The sequence below is a fragment of the Mycobacterium sp. NPDC050441 genome (genome assembly GCF_040655355.1).
GTDB lineage: Bacteria > Actinomycetota > Actinomycetes > Mycobacteriales > Mycobacteriaceae > Mycobacterium.
Map to the genome: position 1 here is coordinate 348,252 of NZ_JBFAJS010000001.1, position 23,733 is coordinate 371,984.

Annotated in this window: 21 protein-coding genes and 1 riboswitch; of the genes, 15 read left to right on the plus strand and 6 right to left on the minus strand. The window is 67.1% G+C overall.

Features of this window, described 5'->3' with window-relative positions; all coding sequences use genetic code 11:
- Positions 1-10: 10 nt before the first annotated feature.
- From gcvT to speB, 3 genes are all read right to left on the minus strand, one after another.
- A complete protein-coding gene (gcvT, locus tag AB0I14_RS01825) occupies positions 11-1,123 on the minus strand; it encodes a glycine cleavage system aminomethyltransferase GcvT (protein ID WP_358015006.1) in 1,113 nt (370 codons plus the stop codon).
- Complete coding sequence (gcvP, locus tag AB0I14_RS01830; protein WP_358015009.1) at positions 1,120-4,008, minus strand: aminomethyl-transferring glycine dehydrogenase; 2,889 nt, start codon at positions 4,006-4,008, stop codon at positions 1,120-1,122. Before gcvP ends, gcvT begins: the two co-directional genes overlap by 4 nt.
- A gap of 151 nt (positions 4,009-4,159) precedes the next feature.
- Positions 4,160-4,249, minus strand: a riboswitch (glycine riboswitch).
- Between the two features lie 35 nt (positions 4,250-4,284).
- The gene (gene speB / locus AB0I14_RS01835) at positions 4,285-5,286 is read right to left on the minus strand and encodes an agmatinase (protein ID WP_358015012.1); all 1,002 of its coding nucleotides are present in this window, start codon (positions 5,284-5,286) and stop codon (positions 4,285-4,287) included.
- Positions 5,287-5,554: 268 nt separating this feature from the next.
- Here speB and AB0I14_RS01840 point away from each other — a divergent pair, with 268 nt between their 5' ends.
- Together AB0I14_RS01840 and AB0I14_RS01845 are read left to right on the plus strand one after the other, a co-directional pair.
- Complete coding sequence (locus AB0I14_RS01840) at positions 5,555-6,385, plus strand: Abi-alpha family protein (protein ID WP_358015015.1); 831 nt, start codon at positions 5,555-5,557, stop codon at positions 6,383-6,385.
- 137 nt (positions 6,386-6,522) lie between these two features.
- Positions 6,523-7,845 carry a DUF445 domain-containing protein gene (locus AB0I14_RS01845; protein ID WP_358015018.1) on the plus strand — a complete coding sequence of 441 codons (1,323 nt, stop codon included), beginning with the start codon at positions 6,523-6,525 and terminating at the stop codon, positions 7,843-7,845.
- A gap of 11 nt (positions 7,846-7,856) precedes the next feature.
- Here AB0I14_RS01845 and AB0I14_RS01850 read toward each other — a convergent pair whose 3' ends face one another.
- Positions 7,857-8,879 (minus strand): LacI family DNA-binding transcriptional regulator, encoded by a 1,023-nt coding sequence (locus AB0I14_RS01850; protein WP_358015021.1) that lies wholly within the window; start codon positions 8,877-8,879, stop codon positions 7,857-7,859.
- Positions 8,880-9,036: 157 nt separating this feature from the next.
- Between AB0I14_RS01850 and AB0I14_RS01855 the strand changes: the two genes are divergently transcribed.
- From AB0I14_RS01855 to AB0I14_RS01870, 4 genes are read left to right on the plus strand one after another with little or no spacing between them, the layout of a single operon-like run.
- On the plus strand, positions 9,037-10,362 hold the full coding sequence (locus AB0I14_RS01855) for an aryl-sulfate sulfotransferase (RefSeq protein ID WP_358015024.1): 1,326 nt from the start codon (positions 9,037-9,039) through the stop codon (positions 10,360-10,362).
- On the plus strand, positions 10,359-11,198 hold the full coding sequence (locus AB0I14_RS01860) for an ABC transporter permease (RefSeq protein ID WP_358015027.1): 840 nt from the start codon (positions 10,359-10,361) through the stop codon (positions 11,196-11,198). Before AB0I14_RS01855 ends, AB0I14_RS01860 begins: the two co-directional genes overlap by 4 nt.
- A gap of 1 nt (position 11,199) precedes the next feature.
- Positions 11,200-11,958 carry an ABC transporter ATP-binding protein gene (locus AB0I14_RS01865; RefSeq protein WP_358015030.1) on the plus strand — a complete coding sequence of 253 codons (759 nt, stop codon included), beginning with the start codon at positions 11,200-11,202 and terminating at the stop codon, positions 11,956-11,958.
- Between the two features lie 28 nt (positions 11,959-11,986).
- On the plus strand, positions 11,987-12,958 hold the full coding sequence (locus AB0I14_RS01870; protein ID WP_358015033.1) for an ABC transporter substrate-binding protein: 972 nt from the start codon (positions 11,987-11,989) through the stop codon (positions 12,956-12,958).
- Between the two features lie 3 nt (positions 12,959-12,961).
- Here AB0I14_RS01870 and AB0I14_RS01875 read toward each other — a convergent pair whose 3' ends face one another.
- A complete protein-coding gene (locus tag AB0I14_RS01875; protein ID WP_358015036.1) occupies positions 12,962-13,741 on the minus strand; it encodes a hypothetical protein in 780 nt (259 codons plus the stop codon).
- A gap of 122 nt (positions 13,742-13,863) precedes the next feature.
- On the opposite strand from AB0I14_RS01875, the gene AB0I14_RS01880 reads away from it, so the two are divergent.
- The 3 genes from AB0I14_RS01880 (at position 13,864) to AB0I14_RS01890 (ending at position 16,543) form a co-directional block, all read left to right on the plus strand.
- A complete protein-coding gene (locus AB0I14_RS01880) occupies positions 13,864-14,790 on the plus strand; it encodes an alpha/beta hydrolase (protein WP_358015039.1) in 927 nt (308 codons plus the stop codon).
- A 93-nt stretch (positions 14,791-14,883) separates the two neighbouring features.
- Positions 14,884-15,732 carry an SDR family NAD(P)-dependent oxidoreductase gene (locus AB0I14_RS01885; RefSeq protein ID WP_358015042.1) on the plus strand — a complete coding sequence of 283 codons (849 nt, stop codon included), beginning with the start codon at positions 14,884-14,886 and terminating at the stop codon, positions 15,730-15,732.
- 22 nt (positions 15,733-15,754) lie between these two features.
- Positions 15,755-16,543 (plus strand): SDR family NAD(P)-dependent oxidoreductase, encoded by a 789-nt coding sequence (locus AB0I14_RS01890; RefSeq protein WP_358015044.1) that lies wholly within the window; start codon positions 15,755-15,757, stop codon positions 16,541-16,543.
- A gap of 25 nt (positions 16,544-16,568) precedes the next feature.
- Here AB0I14_RS01890 and AB0I14_RS01895 read toward each other — a convergent pair whose 3' ends face one another.
- Positions 16,569-17,894, minus strand: a complete 1,326-nt coding sequence (locus tag AB0I14_RS01895; protein WP_358015047.1) for a helix-turn-helix domain-containing protein — start codon at positions 17,892-17,894, stop codon at positions 16,569-16,571.
- 115 nt (positions 17,895-18,009) lie between these two features.
- Between AB0I14_RS01895 and AB0I14_RS01900 the strand changes: the two genes are divergently transcribed.
- The 6 genes from AB0I14_RS01900 (at position 18,010) to AB0I14_RS01925 (ending at position 23,725) form a co-directional block, all read left to right on the plus strand.
- The gene (locus AB0I14_RS01900; protein ID WP_358015049.1) at positions 18,010-19,494 is read left to right on the plus strand and encodes a wax ester/triacylglycerol synthase family O-acyltransferase; all 1,485 of its coding nucleotides are present in this window, start codon (positions 18,010-18,012) and stop codon (positions 19,492-19,494) included.
- Entirely contained in the window at positions 19,491-21,107 is a 1,617-nt protein-coding gene (locus AB0I14_RS01905) for a long-chain fatty acid--CoA ligase (protein ID WP_358015052.1), read from the plus strand. The genes AB0I14_RS01900 and AB0I14_RS01905 overlap by 4 nt, the downstream gene beginning before the upstream one ends.
- Before the next feature lie 14 nt (positions 21,108-21,121).
- Positions 21,122-21,718, plus strand: coding sequence for a hypothetical protein (locus AB0I14_RS01910; RefSeq protein ID WP_358015055.1), 597 nt, complete (start codon positions 21,122-21,124; stop codon positions 21,716-21,718).
- 67 nt (positions 21,719-21,785) lie between these two features.
- On the plus strand, positions 21,786-22,505 hold the full coding sequence (locus tag AB0I14_RS01915) for an MBL fold metallo-hydrolase (RefSeq protein WP_358016697.1): 720 nt from the start codon (positions 21,786-21,788) through the stop codon (positions 22,503-22,505).
- A gap of 37 nt (positions 22,506-22,542) precedes the next feature.
- A complete protein-coding gene (locus tag AB0I14_RS01920; protein ID WP_358015058.1) occupies positions 22,543-23,091 on the plus strand; it encodes a hypothetical protein in 549 nt (182 codons plus the stop codon).
- 10 nt (positions 23,092-23,101) lie between these two features.
- A complete protein-coding gene (locus tag AB0I14_RS01925; protein WP_358015061.1) occupies positions 23,102-23,725 on the plus strand; it encodes a TIGR03085 family metal-binding protein in 624 nt (207 codons plus the stop codon).
- The last annotated feature ends 8 nt before the right edge of the window (positions 23,726-23,733 follow it).

Below are 23,733 nucleotides of genomic sequence, written 5' to 3' on the forward strand. Positions count from 1 at the left end.
TCGGGTCCTTTCAGCTGCGGCGGTAGAACGGCGCCGGGGTGATTTCGAACTGTTCTTTCTTGCCGCGGATGTCGACCTGCACCACGGTTCCGGGTTCGGCCAGACCCGTGTCGAGGTAGGCCAGTGCGATCGGGTAGCCAAGAGTCGGCGACAACGCGCCTGACGTCACCATTCCCACCGCGGCCCCGTCGGTGTTCTCGACGGCGTAACCGGCCCGGGCCGCGCGGCGGGTTGCGCCCTTCAGCCCGACCAGGACGCGGGAGACCGGCAGCTCGGAAAGTCCTTGCAGCGCATCGCGTCCAACGAACTCCTTACCCAGGCGGACGACTTTGCCCAGGCCGGCCGCATACGGGTTGAGCTCGCGGGTGAGCTCGTGCCCGTAGAGCGCCATTCCGGCCTCGAGTCGCAAGGTGTCGCGGCAGGCCAGGCCCGCAGGCAACCCATCGACCTCGGTGGTGGCCGCCAGCAAGGACCGCCATAACTCCACCGCCTGGGCGTTGGGCACGTAGAGCTCGAAGCCGTCCTCGCCGGTGTAGCCGGTACGCGCCAACAGCACATCGATACCGGCGACCTGTGCCGCGGTCACCGCGTAGTACTTGAGATGCGCGACCAGTTCCAGCTGCTCGTCGGGCACCAGTGAGCTGACGATGCCTTCCGCCGCGGGCCCCTGAACGGCGATCAGCGCGGTACTGGTGGACTGGTCGTCGACGTCGGCCTCGAATTGTGCGGCCCGGCTCGACAGTTCGCGTGCCACCGTCGGAGCGTTCGCGGCATTGGCGACGACCAGGAAGCGGTCGCCGGCGAGCCGGTACACCACCAGATCGTCGATCACCCCGCCGTCGACGTCGCACATGAGCGAGTATTTGGCCCGCCCGACGACGATCTTGGACGCCTCGCCGACCAACGCAAAGTCCAGTGCCTCAGCGGCTTGCGAGCCGGTGATCGAGATCTCGCCCATGTGGGACAGATCGAACAGCCCCGCGGACTCACGGACCGCTCGGTGCTCTGCCAGTTCACTGCCGTACTTCAGCGGCATCGCCCATCCGGCGAAGTCGGTGAATGTGGCGCCCAATCCGCGATGTTCGTCGAGCAGCGGTGACGCCGGGGTGTGGTTGTCGGTCATGCAAAAACCTCCTGAAGGCTCTCGACGGTGTCGGTCTGGAACGCCTCGGGTGCGGGGCACGAGCAGGCGAGATTGCGGTCGCCGTGCACGCCGTCGATGCGGCGGACCGGCGGCCAGTACTTGTTGAGCCGCAGCGAGGCAACGGGATAGGCCGCGTACTGCCTGCTGTACGGCAGTGCCCACTCGGCATTGGTGACCTGTTCGGCGGTGTGCGGGGCCTGGCGCAGCGGGCTGAGTTCGAGCTCCCACTCCCCCGAGCCGACGCGGCTGATCTCGTCATGGATGTTGATCATCGCCGCGATGAACCGGTCCAGCTCGGCCAGATCCTCCGATTCGGTGGGCTCCACCATGAGCGTTCCGCTGACCGGGAACGACAGGGTCGGGGCGTGGAAACCGTAGTCGATCAACCGCTTTGCGACATCTTCCGCGGTGACGCCGGTGCGTTTGGTGATCTCCCGGAGGTCGAGGATGCATTCGTGTGCCACCAGCCCGCTCTCCCCGGTGTAGAGCACCGGGTAGTGCCCGGCCAATGACGTCGCGAGGTAGTTGGCGCCCAACACCGCGGCCTTCGTGGCCGCCGTCAACCCGTCCGGGCCCATGAGCGCCAGGTAGGCCCAGGTGATCGGCAGAATGCCTGCGGACCCGTAGTTGGCCGCCGACACCGGCGCCGGTCCGTCCTGCAGCGGGTCACCGGGCAGGAACGGCGCCAGGTGTGCGCGGACCGCCACGGGCCCGACCCCCGGACCGCCGCCGCCGTGCGGGATGCAGAACGTCTTGTGCAGGTTGAGATGTGAGACGTCGCCGCCGAACTCGCCGGGTTTGGCAAGCCCCACAAGGGCGTTCAGGTTGGCGCCGTCGACGTAGACCTGCCCGCCGGCGCGGTGGACGAGATCGCACACAGTGCGGACATCGGTTTCGTACACGCCGTGGGTCGACGGGTAGGTGAGCATGATCGCGGCGACCTGCCCGTTGTGGGCGGCGAGCTTGGCTTCGAGGTCGTCGTGGTCGATGTTGCCGTTGGCCGCCGTCTTCACCACGACCACCCGCATCCCGGCCAGGACCGCCGACGCCGCATTGGTGCCGTGTGCCGACTGCGGGATGAGGCAGACGTCGCGGTGATCGTCGCCGCGTGACCGGTGGTAGGCGTTGATGGCCAGCAGGCCCGCAAGCTCACCCTGGGATCCGGCATTGGGCTGCAACGAAACCCGGTCATAGCCGGTGATCTCGGACAGCCAGCTTTCCAGATTGCCGATCAGCTCGAGGTAACCCGCGGTCTGTTCGGCCGGCGCGTACGGGTGGATCCCGGCGAACCCGGGCCAGCTGATCGGCTCCATCTCGGCAGCGGCGTTGAGCTTCATGGTGCAGGATCCGAGCGGAATCATGGTGCGGTCCAGCGCCAGATCCCGGTCGGAGAGCTCCCGCAGGAACCGCAGCATCGCCGTCTCGGACCGGTGCGAATGAAACACGGGGTGCTGCAGATACTCCGACGTGCGGAGCAGATCAGCCGGCAGCGCGAACGGATGACCGGCGGCCGCGGTCGACGCCCCGAAAACCCCGAGCACGCGACCGACCACGTCGTCGGTGGTGCACTCGTCGCACGACATGCCGACATGATCGGCGTCGACCAGGCGCAGGTTGATCCCGGCACGGTCGGCGGCCGCCACGATCTGCTCGGCCCCGCCGGGCACCCGCACCGTCACGGTGTCGAAGAACCGGTCGTGCACGATCTCGCAGCCCACGGATCGCAGGCCGGCGGCCAGCGCGGCGGCATGGCGGTGGATGCGGGTTGCGATGGCGCGCAACCCTTCCGGACCGTGATACACGGCGTACATGGCGGCCACGTTGGCCAGCAACGCCTGCGCGGTGCAGATGTTGCTGGTCGCCTTGTCGCGGCGGATGTGTTGTTCGCGGGTCTGCAGCGCAAGGCGGTAGGCAGGCTTGCCGTCCACATCGACCGAGACACCGACCAGCCGGCCGGGCAGCATCCGCTCCAGTCCGGACCGCACGGCCATGTACCCGGCATGGGGACCGCCGAAGAACAACGGGACACCGAACCGCTGCGCCGAGCCCACCGCGATATCGGCGCCCTGCTCGCCGGGGGCCGTGATCAGGGTCAGCGACAGCAGGTCGGCCGCAACCGTGGTGAGCATGCCGCGGTCGCGTGCCGCGGCGACCAGTGGAGCCAGGTCGCGCACCACACCGCTGGCGCCCGGGGACTGGAAGACCACGCCGAAGGCGTCACCGTCCGGCAATGCCTCGGTCAGGTCGGCGACCACGACCTCGACGCCGACGGCTTCGGCCCGCCCGCGCACCACCGCGAGCGTCTGCGGCAGGCAATCGGCGTCCAGCACCACCCGGTTGGATGACCCGGCCTTGTTGGCCCGCCGCATCAACAGCACCGCCTCCGTCACCGCGGTGGCCTCGTCCAGCAGCGATGCACCGGCGACCGGCAGCGCGGTGAGGTCCTCGATGAGCGTCTGGAAGGTGAGCAGCGCCTCCAGCCTGCCCTGCGAGATCTCGGGCTGGTACGGCGTGTAGGCGGTGTACCAGGCCGGCGACTCCAGCATGTTGCGGCGCAGGACCGCGGGAGTGATCGTGTCGTGGTAGCCGAGGCCGATCATCTGAATCCGCGACTGGTTGCGGTCGGCCAGGTCGCGCAGCGCCGCGAGCACCTCTTGTTCCGATCGCGCGGCGGGCAGTCGCAGGCCATCGGTGCAACGGATCTGCTGGGGCACCGCGCTGTCGATCAGCTCATCGGTGGTTGCGAATCCGAGAATGTCGAGCATGCGCCGCTCGCCGGTCTGGTCCGGGCCGATATGGCGGTCGCGAAAGCCCTGATGGTCAAAGCCATTGGCGTCGTTGACAATTGCGGTGCACTCAGGCATGAGGTGACTCCGGTTTCGGGCATCGCGGTTACGCGATGCGTCGTTTGGTGACACCTCCCCGCTCTGTCCTGAAACCTGAGAGTTTTAGCGCGTTGCGCCTTTCCCCTTCGGTAAGCGCGATCCATGCGATCGCACTGTTCTCCAGAGTTGTCTCGACACTGCGGTATTGGGCCTGAGAGATTCCCGGGGAGGAGTTGCTCCTACGGCGCCTCCGAATCGGAGGTTCTCCCGCAATGCGTCATCGACGTATTCAGTTATGTGACGGATGCTACTCGATTACGTGGCTGTGGCAGCAACTTCACCGTTGACGGGCAGATTGGACACCCGTCCGGCGACCATCAGCGACACGATGTCGAAGACCACCGTCGCGGCCGCCACGCAGGTGATTTCCGCGTGGTCGTAGGCGGGGGCCACCTCGACGACGTCGGCGCCGACGATGTTCAGCCCGGTCATCTTGCGCAGCATCTTGAGCAGTTCGCGTGAGGTCAGACCACCGGATTCGGGGGTGCCGGTGCCCGGGGCGAACGCCGGGTCGAGCACGTCGATGTCGATGGACAGGTAGACCGGGAGGTCGTCGACCCGGCGGCGCACCACGTCGACGGCCGCGTCGATGCCGATCACGTCGAGGTCACCGGCCCGGATGATCTTGAACCCCATGCGGGCGTCGTCGTCGAGGTCCATCTGGTCGTAGATCGGGCCGCGGATGCCGACGTGGATCGAGTGATCCTCGATCAACAAGCCCTCTTCGAACGCGCGCCGGAAGATCGTGCCGTGCGTGACCGGGGCGTTGAAGTAGGTGTCCCAGGTGTCCAGGTGGGCATCGAAGTGGACCAGCGCGACTGGGCCGTGCTTGGCATGCAGCGCACGCAGATTCGGCAGCGCGATCGTGTGGTCACCGCCGATCGACACGATGCGGCGGTCGCCGCCGGCGAGGATGTCGGAGGCGTGATCCTGGATCTGCTGGCAGGCCTCGGCGATGTTGTACGGCGTGACCGCGACGTCGCCGGCGTCGACCACCTGGACATGCTCCAGCGGCGCGACCCCGAGCTCTACGTGATAGCCGGGGCGCAGCGTGCGCGCGGCCTGACGGACGGCCATCGGGCCGAACCGGGCACCGGGCCGGTAGGAGGTGCCGCCGTCGAAGGGCACGCCGAGGATCGCGATGTCGTAGTCGGACACCTCATGGATGTCGGCGATACGGGCGAATGTGCCCTTCCCGGCATAGCGGGGGACCTTGGTGGCGGGCAGTGCGCCGATGATGCCGTTACGCGTGCTCATCTGTGGTTTCCAGCCTTTCGAATCGCCGGTTGTTCGACTGCCAGCATCACTCCCGGTGCACGCCTGTAGCGAGCAGATAATGCCCAAACACCGACGAGTGCCTTTGAGCAATCGCACAATCGCGTTGTCCTCATCCACCGGAAGGGACACCGCCTGCTGGCTCACAAACCCCCGTCAACCACCTGCGACTTCGGCACCTCACCAGGTGACCGGGTACGGTGCCCACAGCTCGGGGACAGCAGGTAGGTGGGGAGGCGATCGATCAGTGATGTCAGAGGAACTGTCGAAGAGGGGTCCGGACGACACGGTGTCCGATGACGCTCCGGTGCGCCGCAAGAACACGCAGCGGCGGGCGTTCAGGTTCGCCACGCCCGTCGGCGAAATCGCCATCGCGATCCGCACCCCGCGCAACGAGCGCCCACTGCTGCCGAAGCGGTACGACCCTTTCGGCATCGCCGATCGCGCGCTCGACGCCGCCAAGACGAGTATGAAGCTGGCGGCCTGGGGTGAGGAACAACTGGCCACGCTGGTGAAGAACCGGCTGGAGGCCATCGATTCGGCGGCACCCCGACCGGTGACAATCGCCACGCCGGAGGAGCCGACGCCCGAATCGCTCAATACCAAGATGGACCGCCTGCTGGACCGGGCTCTGGATCAGAGCACGGCGGGCAGCCAGGTGGAGTTGTACCACCGGCTGCTCGACCAGCTGGTCGCCGACGAAGCGCGGATCCTCGGCGCGCTCTCCGAAGGCGACGCGTCGCCGCTGGTCAACATCCACACCTGGACCCGATCGCGCACCCCCGGCCAGGCGGTGTTGGAGAACGCCTGCTTGATCGGCCGCACCGCCAATGTGGCGTTGCCCGGCATGGTCCCGCAGTACGTCGGTCATCTGATGTCGCTGGGTCTGGTCGAGACCGGTCCCGAGGACCCTTCCCAGAAGGCCGAGTACGAGGTGCTCCTGGCCGAGCCGATGGTGTTGCAGGCGATCAAGAACGGCTCCCGCGGGCCGCTGGCCGCACGGGTGGAGAAGCTGACCCTGTCGCTGTCGGGCCTGGGGCGCGGTTTGTGGGAGTCCGCGGTGCTGCGGGACGGTTCGTGACCCCCAAGCGAGAAGCCGAAGGCGGATCGCGCATGAACTGCAGCGAGAAGCCGAAGGCGGATCGCGCATGAACTGCAGCGAGAAGCCGAAGGCGGACCGCGCATGAGCACCAGCGAGAAGCCGAAGGCGGATCGCGCATGAATACGGCCGAGACGATTCTCGCGGTCCAGACGTGGCAGGAGATCAAGGCCGATTTCAGCGTCAACTGGCTGATCTACCTGTCCATGCCGTTCGTCGCTGCGTTCGTCGGATGGAGCACCAAGATCGTCGCGCTGGAGATGATCTACCGGCCGATGGAGTTCAAGGGAATCGGGCCGTTCGGCTGGCAGGGCATCGTGCCACGCCGGGCGGGCAAGGTGGGCTCGAAGACCATCGAGCTACTCACCCAGAACCTCCTCAAACCGGAGGAACTGCTCGAGAAGGTCGACGCGAAGGAAGCCGTCAACGCGCTGCGCGAGCCGCTGACCCAGGTGGTCGACGAGATCTCCCGCGATATCGCCGAGCAGATCCGACCCGGACTGTGGGACTCGTTGCCCGATGCGGCGCGCAACGCGATTCAGGCCCGCATTCACGACCAGACCCCCAAGGTCGTGGAGAAGATGCTCAACGAGATGCGGGCGGACCTCAACCGGTTCGTCGACATCCAGTACCTGGCCGTCACGACGCTCGTCCGCAACAAGGACAAGCTGAACAAGCTGATGCGCGGGCTCGGCGACAACGCCATGGCATTCGTCCGGCGCAGCGGCATCTACTTCGGGTTGGGTATCGGGCTCGTCCAGGTGGTGGCATGGGCGTTGTTCCAGAACCCGTGGATCATGCCGGCATTCGGCTTCGGCGTCGGCTTCATCAGCGATTACATCGCGCTCAACATGTTGTTCCGGCCTGTCCGCCCGACTAAGTACCTCGGCTTCATCCAGTTCCAGGGGCTGCTGCACGCTCAGCGCGACATCATCACCAAGGACTATGCGCGGATCCTGGCCGAAGACCTGTTCTCCCCCGAGATCCTGTTCGACGGTGTGCTGCGCGGTCCGGGTGCCGACAAATTGTTCTCGCTAGTCGGCAAAGAGGTCGAAGCGGCCATCGACGCGCAGACCGGCATCGCCACCCCGCTGGTCAAGTTCGCGGTCGGCACGCAGCGCTACAACGCGTTCAAGGACAACCTGGTGCAGATGGTGCTCGAGCGGCTCCCCACCACCTTGGTCGACGCACAGGACTACGCCATGGGCGCCCTCGACCTGGAGCAGACCATCATCGACAAGATGGGTCAGCTCACCAATGAGGAATACGAGTCGATCCTGCGCCCGGTGTTCAAGGATGACGAGCCGACCATGATCGCGGTCGGTGCCGTTCTCGGCGGTGTCGTCGGCGAGATCCAGGTGCAGGTCATCGAACATTTCGGGCACGACCCCGAGTCGGCCAACGCGCTGCCGGAACTCATGCGGACGGTGCTGCACCACTGAAACGCAGGGCCTCAGCCGGGCGGCGGGGAACCCGCACAACCGCACGTCTCCCCCACCCTCAGCGCCGGCACGAAACCGTCCTCGGCGCCCGGTGAATCGCCCAGTAGCCGGCCGAGCGCACGGCGGGCCAGTGCATCGACCGGCTGTTGCACGGTGGTGAGCCGCAGCCGTCCGTAATCGGCCGCGGCGCCGTCGAAGCCGACTACGCGGATGTCCTCGGGGATACGCAGACCCGCGTCGGCGACCGCGCGGATCGTGGCCGCCGTCTGCCCGTAGGTCCCGACCACGAACGCGTGCGGCGAAGCGCCTCCGCGCAGAAACTCCGCGACCGCACCGTAGGCGCCGGACGGGGTGAGATCGGTGCGGACGTGCGGGAGGCTCTGGCCGACGACGGAGGCGACGCCCTCGAATCGCTGCCGCACGGTTTCCCGGTCGCCGTGACGGACATCGTCCGCAGTGACACCGCCGACGAACGCGATGTCGCGACAGTCGTGGACGTCGAGCAGATGTCGGGCGATGAGTTCGCCGGCCTGGACGTGATCCACCCCGATGATGTCCGCTTCGACCGCGCCGCGGATGTTGTGCATCCACACCACGGGAATGCGTTCCCGCCGACAGAGATTCCCCGTGTGCGTGGCGTTCGCCGCCCCGACCACCAGCAGCCCGTCGACACCGACCTCGGCGAACGCGGTGGCGAACTCGAGCTCCCGCTCGGGGTCGTATCCGGTGTTGCCGATCAGGGTCAGGTGGTCGCGTGCCCGCGCTTCCACTTCGATCCGCCCCACGAACTCACCGAACAGGGGCAGCGTGAGATCGGGAACCAGCAGTCCGATCTGCCGCCAGCGCCGCGGCCGACGCAACGCCCTGGCGCGGCCGTCCGGCCGGTAGTTCAGATCGTCGATTGCACGGATCACCTTGGCCCGCAATAACTCTGATACTGGGCGCGGCCCGTTGTTGAGCACGTAGCTCACCACCGCCGTGGAGGTGCCGGCGCGGTTGGCCACATCGGCCAGTGTCGGACGTTTACCACTCACAACGGCTGGACCCTCCGCTCGTAGGCGATCACTCGAAAGAGTTTGAATCACCTCGATTGTGACGGTTCCGTCCACGATTCGCCCGCCTACGCTAATCGATTAGATTCGTAACGAGGAGGACCCATGGTGGTAACCGGGCATTGGTGGAGTGACTGACATGGCATTCGTACGACTCACCGGAGTCACCTACCTCGACCCTGAACTCGCCTACGACAGCTACGTCCTGTTCACCGGCGCCGACGGCACTACCCGACTGATCGACCTCAGCGGCACCGTTGTGCATGAGTGGCCGTATGCCGGTGTGCCACCACGCATCCTCGACCCCGCCCTCAACGGCGCGCGTATCGGCGACGTCGGGGTGCAACTGTCCGACAGCGACGACGCTCGCGGCGGCATCTACGCCAACGGGACCATCGGCCAACTCGACTGGGACGCGAACATCGTCTGGGAGTGGGGTGCTCAGGCACCTGGCGGGGCGGCGCGCCAAAACCACGACTGGGAGCTGCTGCCCAACGGCAATCGCCTGGTCCTGACCACCGTTCCCCGTGTGGTGCCCGGTCTCGGTGACCATACCGTCGGGGACCAGGGGCTCTACGAGGTGACGCCGGAAGGCGAGGTCGTCTGGCAGTGGCTGGCCGGTGATCATCTCGACGAGTTCGGATTCTCCGATGCCGGTTGGAATGCCCTGCGGCAGGCCGTCGCTCGCGACCCCGGCGATCCATGGGGCTATCTGGAGATGAACAGCGCCAAAACCCTCGGACCCAACCGGTGGCATGTCGAGGATCCTTCCTCCCCCTTCCACCCCGACAACATCCTGATCAGCTTCCGCAAGGCCAACATCATCGCGTTGATCGACAAGTCATCGGGAGCGATCGCCTGGAAGCTGGGGCCCTACTACGACGCCGAGTTCGGCGCCCAGCATCAGCGCATCAATGTGCACAAGGTGCCACGTCCGGTCGATCAGACATCGGGCCAGCACAACCCGCACATGATCGCCGCGGGCCTTCCCGGCGCGGGCAACATCCTGGTGTTCGACAACCAGGGCGGGGCCGGGTACCCGGCCGCCCCGCTGGGCATCTACGCCGGATCCCGGGTGCTCGAAATCGACCCTGCCACCAAGGAAATCGTGTGGCAGTACACCGCCGAAGACTCCGGTCTGCCGTCGTGGACCTTCTTCAGTTCGTTCGTCAGCAATGCGCAGCGTCTGCCCAACGGCAACACCTTGATCACCGAGGGGATGCAGGGTCGGCTGTTCCAGGTCACCCCGGACGGCGATGTGGTGTGGGAGTATCACAGCCCCTACCAGGGTTACGGCGTGGCCGGTGAGCCCGAGGTCAAACAGACCAGGGTGCCCGGGGTCGACCGGCTCACCCGCACCGCGCTGGTGTACCGGTCGCAGGCCGTCCCCTTCGACTGGGTACCCGAAGGCACGTTGCGCTCTCCGCTGAACGCCGTGGGACTTGAGCCGGGAATACTTCCGTGACAGCCGGTTTGGCGGTCCCCAGCACGACGTCGAGCCCGCCACAGCACCCGGCCCCGGCCCGGCTGCGGTCGGCGTTCGCCCGGCTGGGTGTCCTCGGTTGGACGCTCGCCGGGTTGGGGATCACCGCGGCCCTGTGGTCTCTGATCGTGACAACCGGGCGGTTCCCGCGGCAGCTGTTCCCGAGCGTGCCCGAGATCCTCACCGCCGGGCACACCCTCTGGACCGACGGCCTGCTGGCCGACGACATCCTCGCCAGTTTGCGCAGAGCGGCAGTCGGTTTCGCGATCGGCGCAGCCGTCGGGATCGTCGTCGCGGTACTCACCGCGACCACCGCGACCGGGCGCAACCTGCTGCAGCCCGTGCTGCGGGTGTTCTCGCCCATCCCGACGATCGGCCTCGTGCCGTTGGCGATCCTGTGGTTCGGACTGGGTGAGAACAGCAAGATCCTGGTCATAGCGCTCGGGGTATTCGTCCCGGTGTGGATCAACAGCCACTCCGGGTTGGCGAGCACTCCGATCGACTATCTGAAGGCCGCCCGCTGCCTGGGGGCCGGTCGTTGGCAGACCCTGTCGAGAGTGGTGCTGCCCGAGGCGGCCCCCGACATCGCGTCAGGTCTGCGGGTGGGTGCCGCGATGGCGTTCGTGCTCATCGTCGTGGCCGAGATGACCGGCACCACAGCGGGTATCGGGTATCGGATCTCCCAGGCACAGCTGTTCTCCCAGGCCGACCGACTGATCTTCTGCCTGATCATCCTGGGCATCATCGGCGCCCTGTGTGACCTGCTGGTCGCCTCGGCGACGTCCCCATTTACCCGCTGGGCCCAGGAGGAGCGCTGAAATGGCCATCCAGACCCACGATCTCGTGGTGAGGTTCCCCGGCAAGCCGGAGCCGGCCCTCAAGGGCATCTCCCTGACCATTCCCGACGGATCCTTCTCCGTCCTCGTCGGCGCCTCGGGCAGCGGCAAATCGACTCTGCTGCACTGCCTTGCCGGTCTCATCACGGCCACCGCAGGCTCGGTGACCGACAACGGCGAGGCGGTCACCACGCCGCATCCGCGCCGGGGCGTCGCCTTCCAGCGCGATGTGCTGTTCCCATGGATGACAGTCGCCGACAACATCGACTTCGCCCTGGCTGCCCGGCGGCTGTCAAAACGCGAGCGCCGGGCCATGATTCACGAACTGCTCGATCTGGTCGGCCTGCGTGACGAGGTGGCCGCGCAACGCCCCGGCGAGCTGTCCGGCGGTATGCGGCAACGTGTCAGCATCGCCCGCGTGCTCGCCGGCGAGCCGACGGTGATGCTGATGGACGAACCGTTCGCGGCCCTCGACGCGCTGACCCGCCTGCGCATGCAGGATCTGCTGATCGATCTGTGGACGCGGCTGAACCGCACGATCGTGTTCGTCACGCACGACATCGACGAGGCGATCCGGCTCGGCGACACCGTCAGCGTGTTGCGTGACGGGCAGATCGTCGACCAGATCACCAACCCGCTGAGCCGTCCCCGACCGGCGGATGCGCTGGCAGATCAGCCCGGCTACAGCGAGATCCGCAAGACCCTGCACCACCAGCTCGGCGTCGACCACGTCGTGCACTGACCCTCCACCCCCACAAAGGAACCCATCCGTGAAGACCCCCGTTCGGCGCATCGTCGCCGCAGCAGTTGCCGCCGCCGCGCTCTCCGTGGCAGGCACCGCCTGCAGCGACTCGGGCACCGCGAATGCCGATCAGCTCACCGTCGGGTTCGTCGTCGACCCGTCCTGGGCGCAGGTCCCCGTCGCCGCCGACACCGGCCTGTTCGGCAAGCACAACGTGAACGTCAAGGTGGTGAACTTCCAGTCCGGTGTCGAGGCTCTGCAGGCCGCGGCAGCCGGTCAGGTCGACATCACCACCGCCGCCGACGTGCCGACCTCCGCCGCGCTGACCCGTACCCCCACCCTGCGGGTGATCGCCGACGGATCTCGCTGGGAGGGCTCGCGTATCGTCGCCCGCCGCAGCGCCGGCATCAACACCGTCGCGGATCTGGCGGGCAAGTCGATCGGCACTCCGCTGGGCACCAGCGCCGCCTACTACGTGTCGAATGCTCTGGCACAGAACAACATCAAGGCCGAGCTGGTGCAGGTCGCGCCGTCGGCAATCGTTACCGCCGCCACGCAGCGCAACGTCGACGCGGTGTCGATCTTCCAGCCCTACCAGGCGCAGACCATCAAGGCCCTCGGCGACGACGCAGTGGCGCTGACTGGCGGAACCTACAACCAGCACAGCCTGTTCGTCGCCACCGAATCGGCCGTCGCCACCAAGGGCAAGGCGATCACCGCCTTCCTCAGCGCCCTCGGTGACGCCGGTGCCGCCCTGTCCGGGCACGACAATGCCGCCACCGACGCCGTCGCCAAGGCCACCCAGCTGGACCCCGAGCTTCTGCGCACCGTGCTCACCGAGTTCGACTTCACCATCCAGCTGAATCCGGACCTGGCCGACAAGCTGGCCGAACTCGGGGCGTGGGCCAAGACCCAGAAGTCCATCGACCCGGGCACACAACTGCCCGACTACGCAAAGCTCCTCGACAACCAGTTCCTGCCGGAGCCGGGCAAGTCCTGACAACTACGTGGCCCGCGCCCGCAGGTCGCGCCGTCGCAACAGGGCAGTCCCGAACGCGCCGACAACCACCAGGTCAGCAGCCACCCCGCTGCTGACCGTCGCCAGCAGCCAGCCTGCGACACCGGTGGCCAGCACGAACGGTGGCAGCCACTCGAACACCCGCGACCATGACGGCACCGGATGCAGCGCGTGCGCCGCAGCCTTGGCGCGGGCGTACTCGGGATAGAACTCGGTGACGGCCACCGCGAAGAACAGCGCGCCCAGCTGCAGAATCCACCCGGTCCAGAAGTTGTCGGTGCTGCCGTAAATCACGTCCCCGAGGAAGCCGACCGACGCCGAGAAACCGAATGCGGCGGCCCACACCGCGGTGACCACCATGTTGGTGCGCTTGAACAGCGGCGTGTCCCAACGGTCCAGCGCGATGACGTCGCGCGCATACGCCGTCGTGTACGGCCGGCCGATCAACACGCTGACCAGTGCAAACAAGGCGAGCGAGGCATTGGTTACCTCCCCTGACCACATCTCCAGCCACGCCTTCTGACCGCTGGAGGCCACCAGCCCGATCGCAGCCAGCACCACGAAGAAGGCCACTCCGAGCCCCTCCAACACGTGCACCGGAATGTTGCGGCGCCGGTCCAACGCCAGCACCAGCAGCGAGAAACCGAGCGCGCCCCACACCGCGATCTCATACCGACCGGGACCGGCCAGAATCGCCATCAGCGCCCAGGGCACGATTCCGGACAACGGCGAGTCCAGGAACGCATCAAGGGCCTTGGCGAGCACGCGACGACTGTAGGGAACACAGCTGGGAAAACCCCAAGACGGCAAAACCCACAACGACACCCGCGCTTTTCAGCCTTTTGCGACAAGCCGGTGCCGAGCTAACTTGGCTACCGTTCCGCCGGGTGAACACAGCTACGTCTACCAGGACGCGACGAGCAGGCACTCGGATCGCAGCCCACCTCACGCAACGCCTGCTGCCGTTGGTACCAACCCCGCGCAGTTTCAGTTCCGCCACACGGCAGGTCGCCCCGCCCGAGATCGTCGACGTGGCGACGCGCCACGGCGCTGTCCGGTGCCACATCTATTCGCCGCACCCCGACGGTCCACTCGCCAAGTCCGGCGCGGACGGGCCGCCGGTCAACCTGCACCTGCACGGCGGAGCCTTCATCGTGCGCAACCCACGGCAGGAGGAGTACATCGCGCACTACATCGCGGCGGAGGTCGGTGCGGTGGTCATCTTGGCCGACTACGCCACGGCCCCGCAGGTTCGATATCCGGTAGCCGAACAACAATGCTTCGATGTCGCGTTGTGGGTACACAGCGAAGCCGGCCGCCGCGGCTGGGATGCGGCCCGAATGTCGGTGACGGGCGCGAGTGCCGGCGCGAAGCTCGCCGTCAACGTGTGCCAGCAGGCGTACCGCACAGGCCAAATCAGTTTGCGGGCAGCGGCGTTGGCCTTCCCCGTCATCGACCTCAGCCGCGCCGACCGCACCTCGGGCAAGGCACGTCCGCGCATATCGCGACGGATCCAACGACTCGTGATCGACGCCTATCTCGTGGACACGAGCCGCTCACGAGAGCCGCTGGCCTCCCCCCGCTTCGATGACGAGCTGGCGGCCGCGATGCCGCCGACACTGATTCTGACCGGCGAACTCGACACCCTCGGCCCCGAGGGCGACGAGCTGGCGGCACGATTGTCCGCCGCGGGTATCCCGACCACTCACCATCGCTTTCCGGGCATCGACCACGGCTTCACCAAGTCAGAAGCGGCCATAGCTCATGACGCCACGAAACGCATTGCCGCCCATCTCCTCCAGCATCTGCGTTGAATACCGGCGATTGGCGCATCGCGACAATCGACCGCGCACACGTTGGCTCATCCGCACGAGCGGGCAGCCTCGCCGCATCCTTAGCGTCAATGCATGCCCATAACTGGATCCCGACTCAAGACCGCCGACCTCACCGATCGGGTTGTGGTTGTCACCGGCGCCGGCAGCGGTATCGGCCGCGAAGTGGCGCTGTTGTGCGCCCGACGGCACGCCCGCCTGGCCCTGTGCGACGTGGACGAAGCCGGCTTGGCCGACACCGCTGACGCGGCCCGAGCCCAGAATGCGGAGGTGCTGACTTCGTGGGTGGACGTGTCCGAGACCGAGTCGATGACACGCTTCGCGTACGCCACCGTCGAACGGTTCGGCCGGGTGGACCTGTTGGTCAACAACGCCGGAGTCGGCCTGGTGGGCGGCTTCTTGGACACCAACATCAAGGATTGGCAATGGCTGATCGACGTCAACCTGATGGGTGTGGTGCACGGCTGCGAGGCCTTCCTGCCCACCATGATCGACTCGGGTCGCGGCGGCCACATCGTCAATCTGTCGTCGGCGGCCGGCCTCCTGGCCAACCCCCAGCTGACCGCCTACAGCGCAACGAAGTTCGCGGTACTCGGGTTGTCCGAAGCACTGCGCATGGAACTGCGGCCCCATGGCATCGGTGTCACCGCGGTGTGTCCCGGCATCATCAACACGGCCATCACGCAGAACAGCCCGATCCGCGGTGGCGGGGACGTTGACGAACGGCGCAGGCACCTCGAGTCGGCGTACCGGAAGCGCGGGTACACCCCTGAGCGTGTGGCCAAGAACATCCTGCGCGCAGTCGGCCGCAACCGCGCGGTGGCGCCGGTCGCCGCCGAAGCGCACCTGATGTATGTGCTCTCGCGCGCTGTCCCGCCGCTGGCCCGGTGGCTCGCGGCACGTATGGCCGAATTATCCAAGTAGAGAATATATTTGAGGACGTGACATGGAACTGAAAGGCCGCAGCGCGCTGGTCACCGGAGCGACGGGTGGCATCGGCCGGGCCATCGCACGCGAACTTGCCGGGCACGGGTGCGCACTGACCGTGACAGGCCGGCGCGAGCTGGAGCTCAAGAAACTGATCGGTGAGCTCGGACCGCCCGCCCGCGCGTTGACCGCAGATCTGACCGACCTCGGTGAGGTGCGGGATCTCATGGACCGTGCGGGCGATGTGGACATCCTCATCGCCAACGCAGGCGTCGGCATCCCACAGGATCTCGCGATGCTGAGCGACAGCGAGATCGAAGAAGCGGTACGCATCAACCTGCTGGCCCCGACCGCGCTCGCCCGGGCAGCGGTGATATCGATGAAGCACCGCCGCCGGGGTCACATCGTCTTCATCTCATCGGGAGCCGGACTCGTTGCGACACCCGGGAACGGCGCGGTGTACACGGCCACCAAATGGGGCTTGCGCGGCCTCGGGCTTGCCTTACGTCAGGAGCTGCACGGTACCGGCATCGGCGTATCCACGATCTTTCCCGGCCCGATCCGTGACGCAGGGATGTTGGCGAACACCGGTGTCGCTCTTCCGCGAGGGTTCGGTACGAGTTCACCGGAGGATGTTGCGCGAGCGGTGGCCAAGGCGATCGAGCGCGACACACCGGAGACCACGGTCGCGTCGGCCGGCGTGCGACTGCTGGCCGGAATCGGTTCCGTCGCACCGGTTCTGATCGGCGAACTCGCGCGCCTGGCCGGGGTCGGGCGGGTTCGCGAGGCGATGCTCGGCCGGGTGTGACCCGACGCCGGTACGAGCACGCAGCTCAGTTGGCCCGCCTCAGCGAATCCGCTTGCGCGGGAGCCGCTGCTGTTGAATCGGCGGTTTCGGCGACGACATCGGCCAGGGCCAGCGCGACACGCAACTCGAGGGTGCGCCGCTCCAACGACCTTCCCAACAGTTCCTCTGCCTGACGGATCCGGTAGGCGACGGTGTTGTCGTGGACGTGAAGCCGCTTGGCTGTTCGTCCGCGGCTGCAGTTCTCGTCGAGATAGGCGCGCACCGTGGCGGCGAGCCGCCGGGTGGTTTCGTCCATCTCGCCGAGCGGCCCGAGTTCGCGTCGCACGAAGTCACGCGCCTGGTCGATGTTGGCGGTCGCGATGGCACGCAGCGCAACATTGTCGTAGCGGGTGACGCTACCGGCCGCCCGGCCGGCGAGGCGTGCGACTCGTTGCGCTTCAACCGCTTCCACATAGCTGGACCGAAAGCCTCCGATGCCGGGGGCCGGCTCGCCGATTGCGACGCGCACGCCCGGCGCATTCGCCGTCCGAAACCGTAACTCGTCCAACACTTTCGACGGGATGGGGCTGTGCGAGCTGATCCAGGCGGCGGTCGACAGTATTCCGAGCGGATGCACGAGGGGCTTCTGATTGCCGATGGCGGAGGCGATGTCGCGGATCGCCGCTTCGAGGACGGCCTGCGTGTTGCGTCCTTCTTCGTGAGATTCGAGCCAGGCGATCGCAGCGACGTGGACCCGGCGGACATCGTGACGGAGACGCCGGGTGGCCACGTCGATGTCGATCGGTTCACCGGCCAGGATGGTGGCGATGGTTTCGGCTTGGCTGGCAGCGGCGCTGCGCAACCATCGGTCGCGTTCGGTGGTGTACACCTCCTCCACCAGGCACAGCGCGGCGTCGACGTAGGCGAACATCCACGCCGACCCCAGCTCCGAGGCAAGGTGCAGTTCTTCGGCATTGCCCGCGTGGTTCTGCAGAATCGCGTTGAACTGAGTCGCGGTTGCGGCGTGCGCGAGGCGATAACTGCGCATGAGCGTGGTGAGCGGGATGCCGTGTTGCGCACCGTCCCGTGCATAGTCGAGCGTCGGCGACTGCAGCTGCACTGCCGCCAGCGGATCATCGCCCGCCGACAACACCTGCGCGAAGTCGAGAATGCTGGCCTCCGTACTCGCCCGATTGACCTCGAGAGCCTGCTCGTCGACCAGCAGGTCGCTCAGACGAGCGCGGGTGTAATCGTTCACCGCCGCTGAGATTTCGCGGGCCCGCTCGATGAGCTCGGCGGCGGCCGGCCGCAACACCGCCGACCACACGCGCCGCTGCTCATCATCCTGTGCGCCTGCCCAGGCCGGCTCCATGCACTGCACGGTAGCGCCGCCCCCGGCCGACGGTAGGCAAATTGAACAACCACCGGGCGCAGTGTTGGCGCACGCAGACAAGAGAATGCCGACCCCGCCGACGGACGATCTTCACATGCGACAACTGACCAGCCTCGACGCGCAGTTCCTGGCCATGGAGAACGATCGTGTCCAGGGGCACGTCAGTGTTCTCGGCATCTACGACTCCCACACCGCATCGGGCGAACCCCTCGATGCCGCCCTCGTTCGCGGAGTCATCAGCGAACGCCTGCACCTGCTGCCCACCTTCCGCTGGCGGCTGGCCCAGGTGCCCTTCTCCCTCGACTACCCGTACTGGGTCGACGACGGTTCGTTCGACATCGAGTACCACGTCCGCGAGCTGGCCCTGCCCGCACCCGGCGACCAGCGCCAGCTCGCCGAGCAGGTGGCCCGGATCATCGGACGCCAACTCGACCGGGCACGCCCGCTGTGGGAGGTGTACGTCATCCACGGACTCGACGACGGCGGCGTCGCGGTGCTGACGAAGATGCACCACGCCGCGGTCGACGGAGTGTCCGGCGCCGAGGTCATGAGCATCCTCCTCGATGACGCCACCGGGCGTGAGCCGGAAGCTGCACCCACGATCGCCGCGGAGAAGTACCCGTCAGAGGTCGAGATGCTGGGTCGCGGCCTGGTCGGGCTGGCGAGCCAGCCCCTGCGGGTTCTGCGCGCCGGCCCCACCGCTCTGCCGCACCTCGACGACGTTCCGACCATCCGGCATCTCCCTGGGGTGAAGGCGATCGCGCGCAGCAGCCGGCTGGTCAAGCGAGCCCTGAAAGCCGGCAGCCCCGTGGCCGCGCTGCGGGGCAGCGACGTCACCGCTCCCCGGACCCGGTTCCAGGCGCGGGTATCCCCGCACCGCCGCGTCGCGTTCGGCTCGATGCCGCTGGCCGAGGTCAAGGCGATCAAGAACGCCCTCGGCTGCACCGTCAACGACGTCGTCCTGGCGATCTGCACGTCGGGCCTGCGGTCCTGGCTCGACAAGCAGGGTGAGCTGCCCGCCGAACCCCTCGCGAGTTTCATCCCCATGTCGGTGCGCACTCCCGAGCAGCAGGGCACCTTCGGCAACCGGGTGTCGGTGATGCTCACCCAACTGCCCACCGATGTGTCCGATCCCGTTGAGCGCGTGCGCCGGATCAACGAGGCGATGAACACCGCCAAGGAACGGCAGCGCGCGCTGCCTGCCTCGCTGCTGCAGGACGCCAATCACTTCATCCCGCCCGCCTTGTTTGCGCAGGCGGCCCGGTCCCTGTCCCGGCTGGCCGGCGTGCGCGGGCTCAATCAGCCGGCGAACGTCATGATCTCGAATGTCCCCGGACCGGCTACACCCCTGTACCTCGGCGGCGCAAAACAACGCGCCCAGTTCCCGGTCTCCGGGGTGCTCGACGGGATCGGCATCAACATCACCGTGATGAGCTATCAGGATTCCCTCGAGTTCGGCATCGTCGTCGACCGCGAGTTGGTCGACGACCCATGGCCCATCCTCGCCGCGCTCGGCGACGGCCTGGACGAACTGCAGAACGCCACCCGGACCGTGAGCCGGATGAAGGCGAAGTCATGACCGCAAACATGTTGGGCAGCAACAGCATGGACGACTATCCGCTCACCCTGACGAGCATCGTCGAGCGCGCCGAACGATTCCATTCCGACGTGGACGTGGTGTCGCGCCGGCCTTCCGGTGCAGTCACGCGCACCACCTTCGGCGAATCCGCGGCCCGCGCGCGGCGTCTTGCGAGCGCCTTGAGCGCCTTGGGTGTCCGTGAGGGCGACCCGGTGGCCACGCTGTTGTGGAACCAGAGCGAACACCTGGAGGCGTACTTCGCGGTGCCCGCCATGGGTGCGGTCATCCACACCCTCAACCCCCGACTGTTCCCCGACGAGTTGGCGTTCATCGTCGACGACGCCGACGACAGGGTGATCATCGTCGACGAGTCCCTGCTGGGGGTATTCGAAACCTTCCGCGCCCGGCACGATTTCCGGCACGTCATCGTCGTCACCCACGACACGACAGCCCCAGCGGGAACGCTCGATTACGAAACCCTGATTGCCGCCACTGAACCTGCCGAGTGGCCCTTGATCGACGAACATCGCGCCGCGGCCATGTGTTACACCTCGGGCACCACCGGCCGCCCCAAAGGGGTCGTGTACTCGCACCGAGCGCTGGCCCTGCACTCACTTGTCGCCGCCCTGCCTGACCAACTTTCCGTATCGTCCAGGGACACAGTCCTTCCCGTCGTACCCATGTTCCACGCCAACGCGTGGGGCCTGCCGTACGCCGCCGCACTGGCCGGGGCTCGCCTGGTCCTTCCGGGCCCGCGCCTGGACCCGGAAGGTGTCCTCGACTTGTGCGCCCGCGAGCGGGTCACCATGACGGCGGGTGTTCCGACGGTGTGGATGGGCATGCTCGCCGCACTCGATGCCGAACCGGGCAAGTGGGACTTGTCGGAGCTCGACCGGCTGGTCGTGGGAGGCGCGGCGGTGCCGCGGTCGATGTTCGAAGGATTCGACCGCCACGGACTCACTGTCGTGCAGGCCTGGGGAATGACCGAGACCGCTCCCCTGGGCGCGGTCTGCCGCGCGCCGGCGCACCTCGACCAGGGTGAGCGGGACGAGCAGTACGACTACCGCATGCGGCAGGGTGTCGCGAGCCCATTCTTCGACATCCGGGGCCGTGACGAGAACGGCGACCTCATCGCGTGGGACGACGCCGCCATGGGCGAACTCGAGGTGCGCGGCCCCTGGGTGGCGGGCAACTACCACGGCGGCCGGGGGACGGACAGTTTCACCGCAGACGGCTGGTTCCGGACCGGCGATGTGGTGCGCATCGACCCCCATGGCTGCATCCGGATCTGCGACCGGTCAAAGGATTTGGTGAAGTCCGGCGGCGAGTGGATCTCCTCGGTGGACCTGGAGAACCAGCTGATGTCGCATCCCGCCGTCGCACAGGCCGCCGTGATCGCCGTGCCCGATGAGCGCTGGGGCGAACGGCCCCTGGCCGTGGTGGTGCTTGCGGACGGTGGCGACGCCTCCGCCCAGGCCCTGCGCGAGCACCTCGCGCAGGACTTCGCCAAGTGGCAGTTGCCGGACCGCTTCGAATTCGTCGAGGCGCTTCCCTGCACTGCCACCGGCAAATTCAAGAAATCCGAACTCCGAACCATGTTTCTCACAGCCTGAAAGGAAACGAAAAGATGAGTCGCTACGACATCACCCAGACCAACCGAGCCGTGGAACGCTTGATCGAGACGACGGACAACCCGCGTCACCTCTACCTGCTGCACGCCTACAACCGGCACCGCTATCTGGAAATGGCCGGGCGCTACGAGGAGATCTTCGCCCCGGACATGACCGTCGAGAAGCCCGTGTACCACTTCAACATGCTCGGCAAGAGCGTCACCGTAGAGGGCACCGAGGCGGTCAAGGGGCTCTACCACGCGTGGAAGGACACCGCCCAGTGCATCTTCTACGCCGACGACGAGAAGCTGGCCATCAGCGACGACATGATCGTGTCGACGTCGTACATCTACCAGCAGACGCCGGGCGTCATTCTCGCCGCCGAAGGGATGGCCGCGGACCCGGACGCCACCTATCTGGTGAAGACCGCCGAGCACATGATCTGGCCCTACGACAACGGCCGGCTGGTCGGTGAAGATGTCTGGGAGTACGACGAAACCGCGCGGGAATTCATCCAGCTCGACCCGGCCGACGTCCTCACCGTCGAACAGTCGGCGAAGCTGCTCGACCCCTTGATCAAGCCGCTGCCGGAGCACAACCCGTTCCTCGCCTGACCGGATATCCGCTGAAACCCGCTCAGCCGGGTTTCTCCGGGCGGACCATGGAGTCATGGCCTCCGACCTGGAAACCCGCGTCGACGAGATCGCCCCGGACATCTACCGGCTGTCCACCTGGATACCCGGGATCACCGAGCGCGGGTTCACGTTCAACCAGTTCCTGCTGACCGGTGACGAGCCGTTCCTGTTCCACACCGGTCAGCGGTTCCTGTTTCCGCAGGTGTCGGCGGCCATCGAACGGGTGCTGCCGCGGAGCCGGCTGCGCTGGATCGCGTTCGGGCACCTGGAAGCCGACGAGTGCGGGGCGGTCAACCAGTTCCTGGCGGCCGCACCGCACGCCGAGGTGATCCACGGTCCGCTGGCCATCATGTTGTCGCTGACCGACATGTGCGACCGGCCGCCGGTCGCCGCGCCCGCGGACGGACCGCACGATATCGGTGGGCACCGCCTGCGGTTCATCGCCACCCCGCACGTGCCTCACAACTGGGAAGCTGGGCTGTGGTTCGACGAGACCACGTCGACGCTGCTGGCCGGCGATCTGTTCACGCATACCGGCCAGTGCCCGGCGCTCACCGAATCCGATTGTGTGGCACCTGCATTGGACGCCGAGGCGCTGTTCCACGCCACCGGGCTGACGACCAACCTGATTCCCACCCTGACCCAACTGGCCGAGCTGAACCCCACCACCCTGGCCCTGATGCACGGCGCATCGTTCCGGGGTGACGGCGCCGCGCAACTGCGCGCGCTCTCCGACGGATACGCGGGGTTGTTCGGCGCGTCATGACCCGCCGTGACCATGCGTGATGCGTAGCCTTGGCGCGGTGAAGGCGTGGCAATCGCTGGGCGCCCTGCTGGCTGTGGGTGCGCTGTTGTCCGGCTGCCAATCGAGCATCGAAGGCACTCCGGCCACCAGCCCGCAATCACCGACCGAGCCCAGTATCCCGACCGCGCGTCCCACCCGGTCCAGCCCGGCGCCCGCGCCGGGCACCACCGCTCCGCCGAGAACCTCTGGAGCCGCCCCACCCGCCGGCGCCGCGCCGCTGCAGCCGCGGAACGGGTACGTCTACATCGAGACCAAGTCCGGCCGGACCCGCTGCCAGCTGTCGAAGCAGGACGTCGGGTGCGAGTCCGACTTCGAAGACTCACCGGTGATCGACGGTGAGCACGCGAACGGCGTCCGGCTCACGCCGGACGGCCAGATCAAGTGGGTCGTGGGCAACCTCGGTGACATTCCGGTGGTCACGCTCGACTACCGCAAGTACAGCGCGGTGGGTTGGACCATAGACGCCGGCGAAGACGGCACCCGGATCAGCAATGACAACACTGGGCACGGGATGACGATCGCGGTCGAGGGCGTGAAAACCTTCTAGAGTTGGCGTCATGAGCGTCGCCCAGCGGGAACGTGCCGCACTCGTCGAGTCCATGCGCACCGCCGGCCCTGATGCGCCCACCCTGTGCGAGGGCTGGACCGCCCGTGACCTGGCCGCCCATCTCGTGGTGCGGGAGCGTCGCCTCGATGCCGCCCCCGGCATTCTGGTGCCTCAGCTCGCGGGCTACACCGAGCGCGTGCAGCAGAAGGTCACCGAAAGCACCGAATGGGCCGACCTGGTGGATCAGATCGCCGCGGGCCCGCCGCTGTACTCCCCGTTCAAGCTGCTGGACCCGCTGGTCAACGTGGCCGAGATGTTCATTCACAACGAGGATGTGCGCCGGGCCCAACCCGATTGGGAGCCAAGGGATCTCGATGATGCCACGGTCTCCGCGCTGTCCCGCGGGATCGGTGCGATGGCCCGGATGACGATGGGCAAATCCCCGGCCCGGGTGGCCTTGACCACGCCGGCGGGCAAAACGCTGGCCACTGTCGGCGCCGGTCCGGAAGTGACGGTGACCGGGGAGCCGGGCGAGCTGCTGTTGTTCGCCGCCGGCCGCGAACCGGCCCGGGTGACGTTCTCCGGTGACGACGACGCAGTCGCCACCCTGCGCGCCGCCCGTCGCGGTCTGTAAAACGCGAG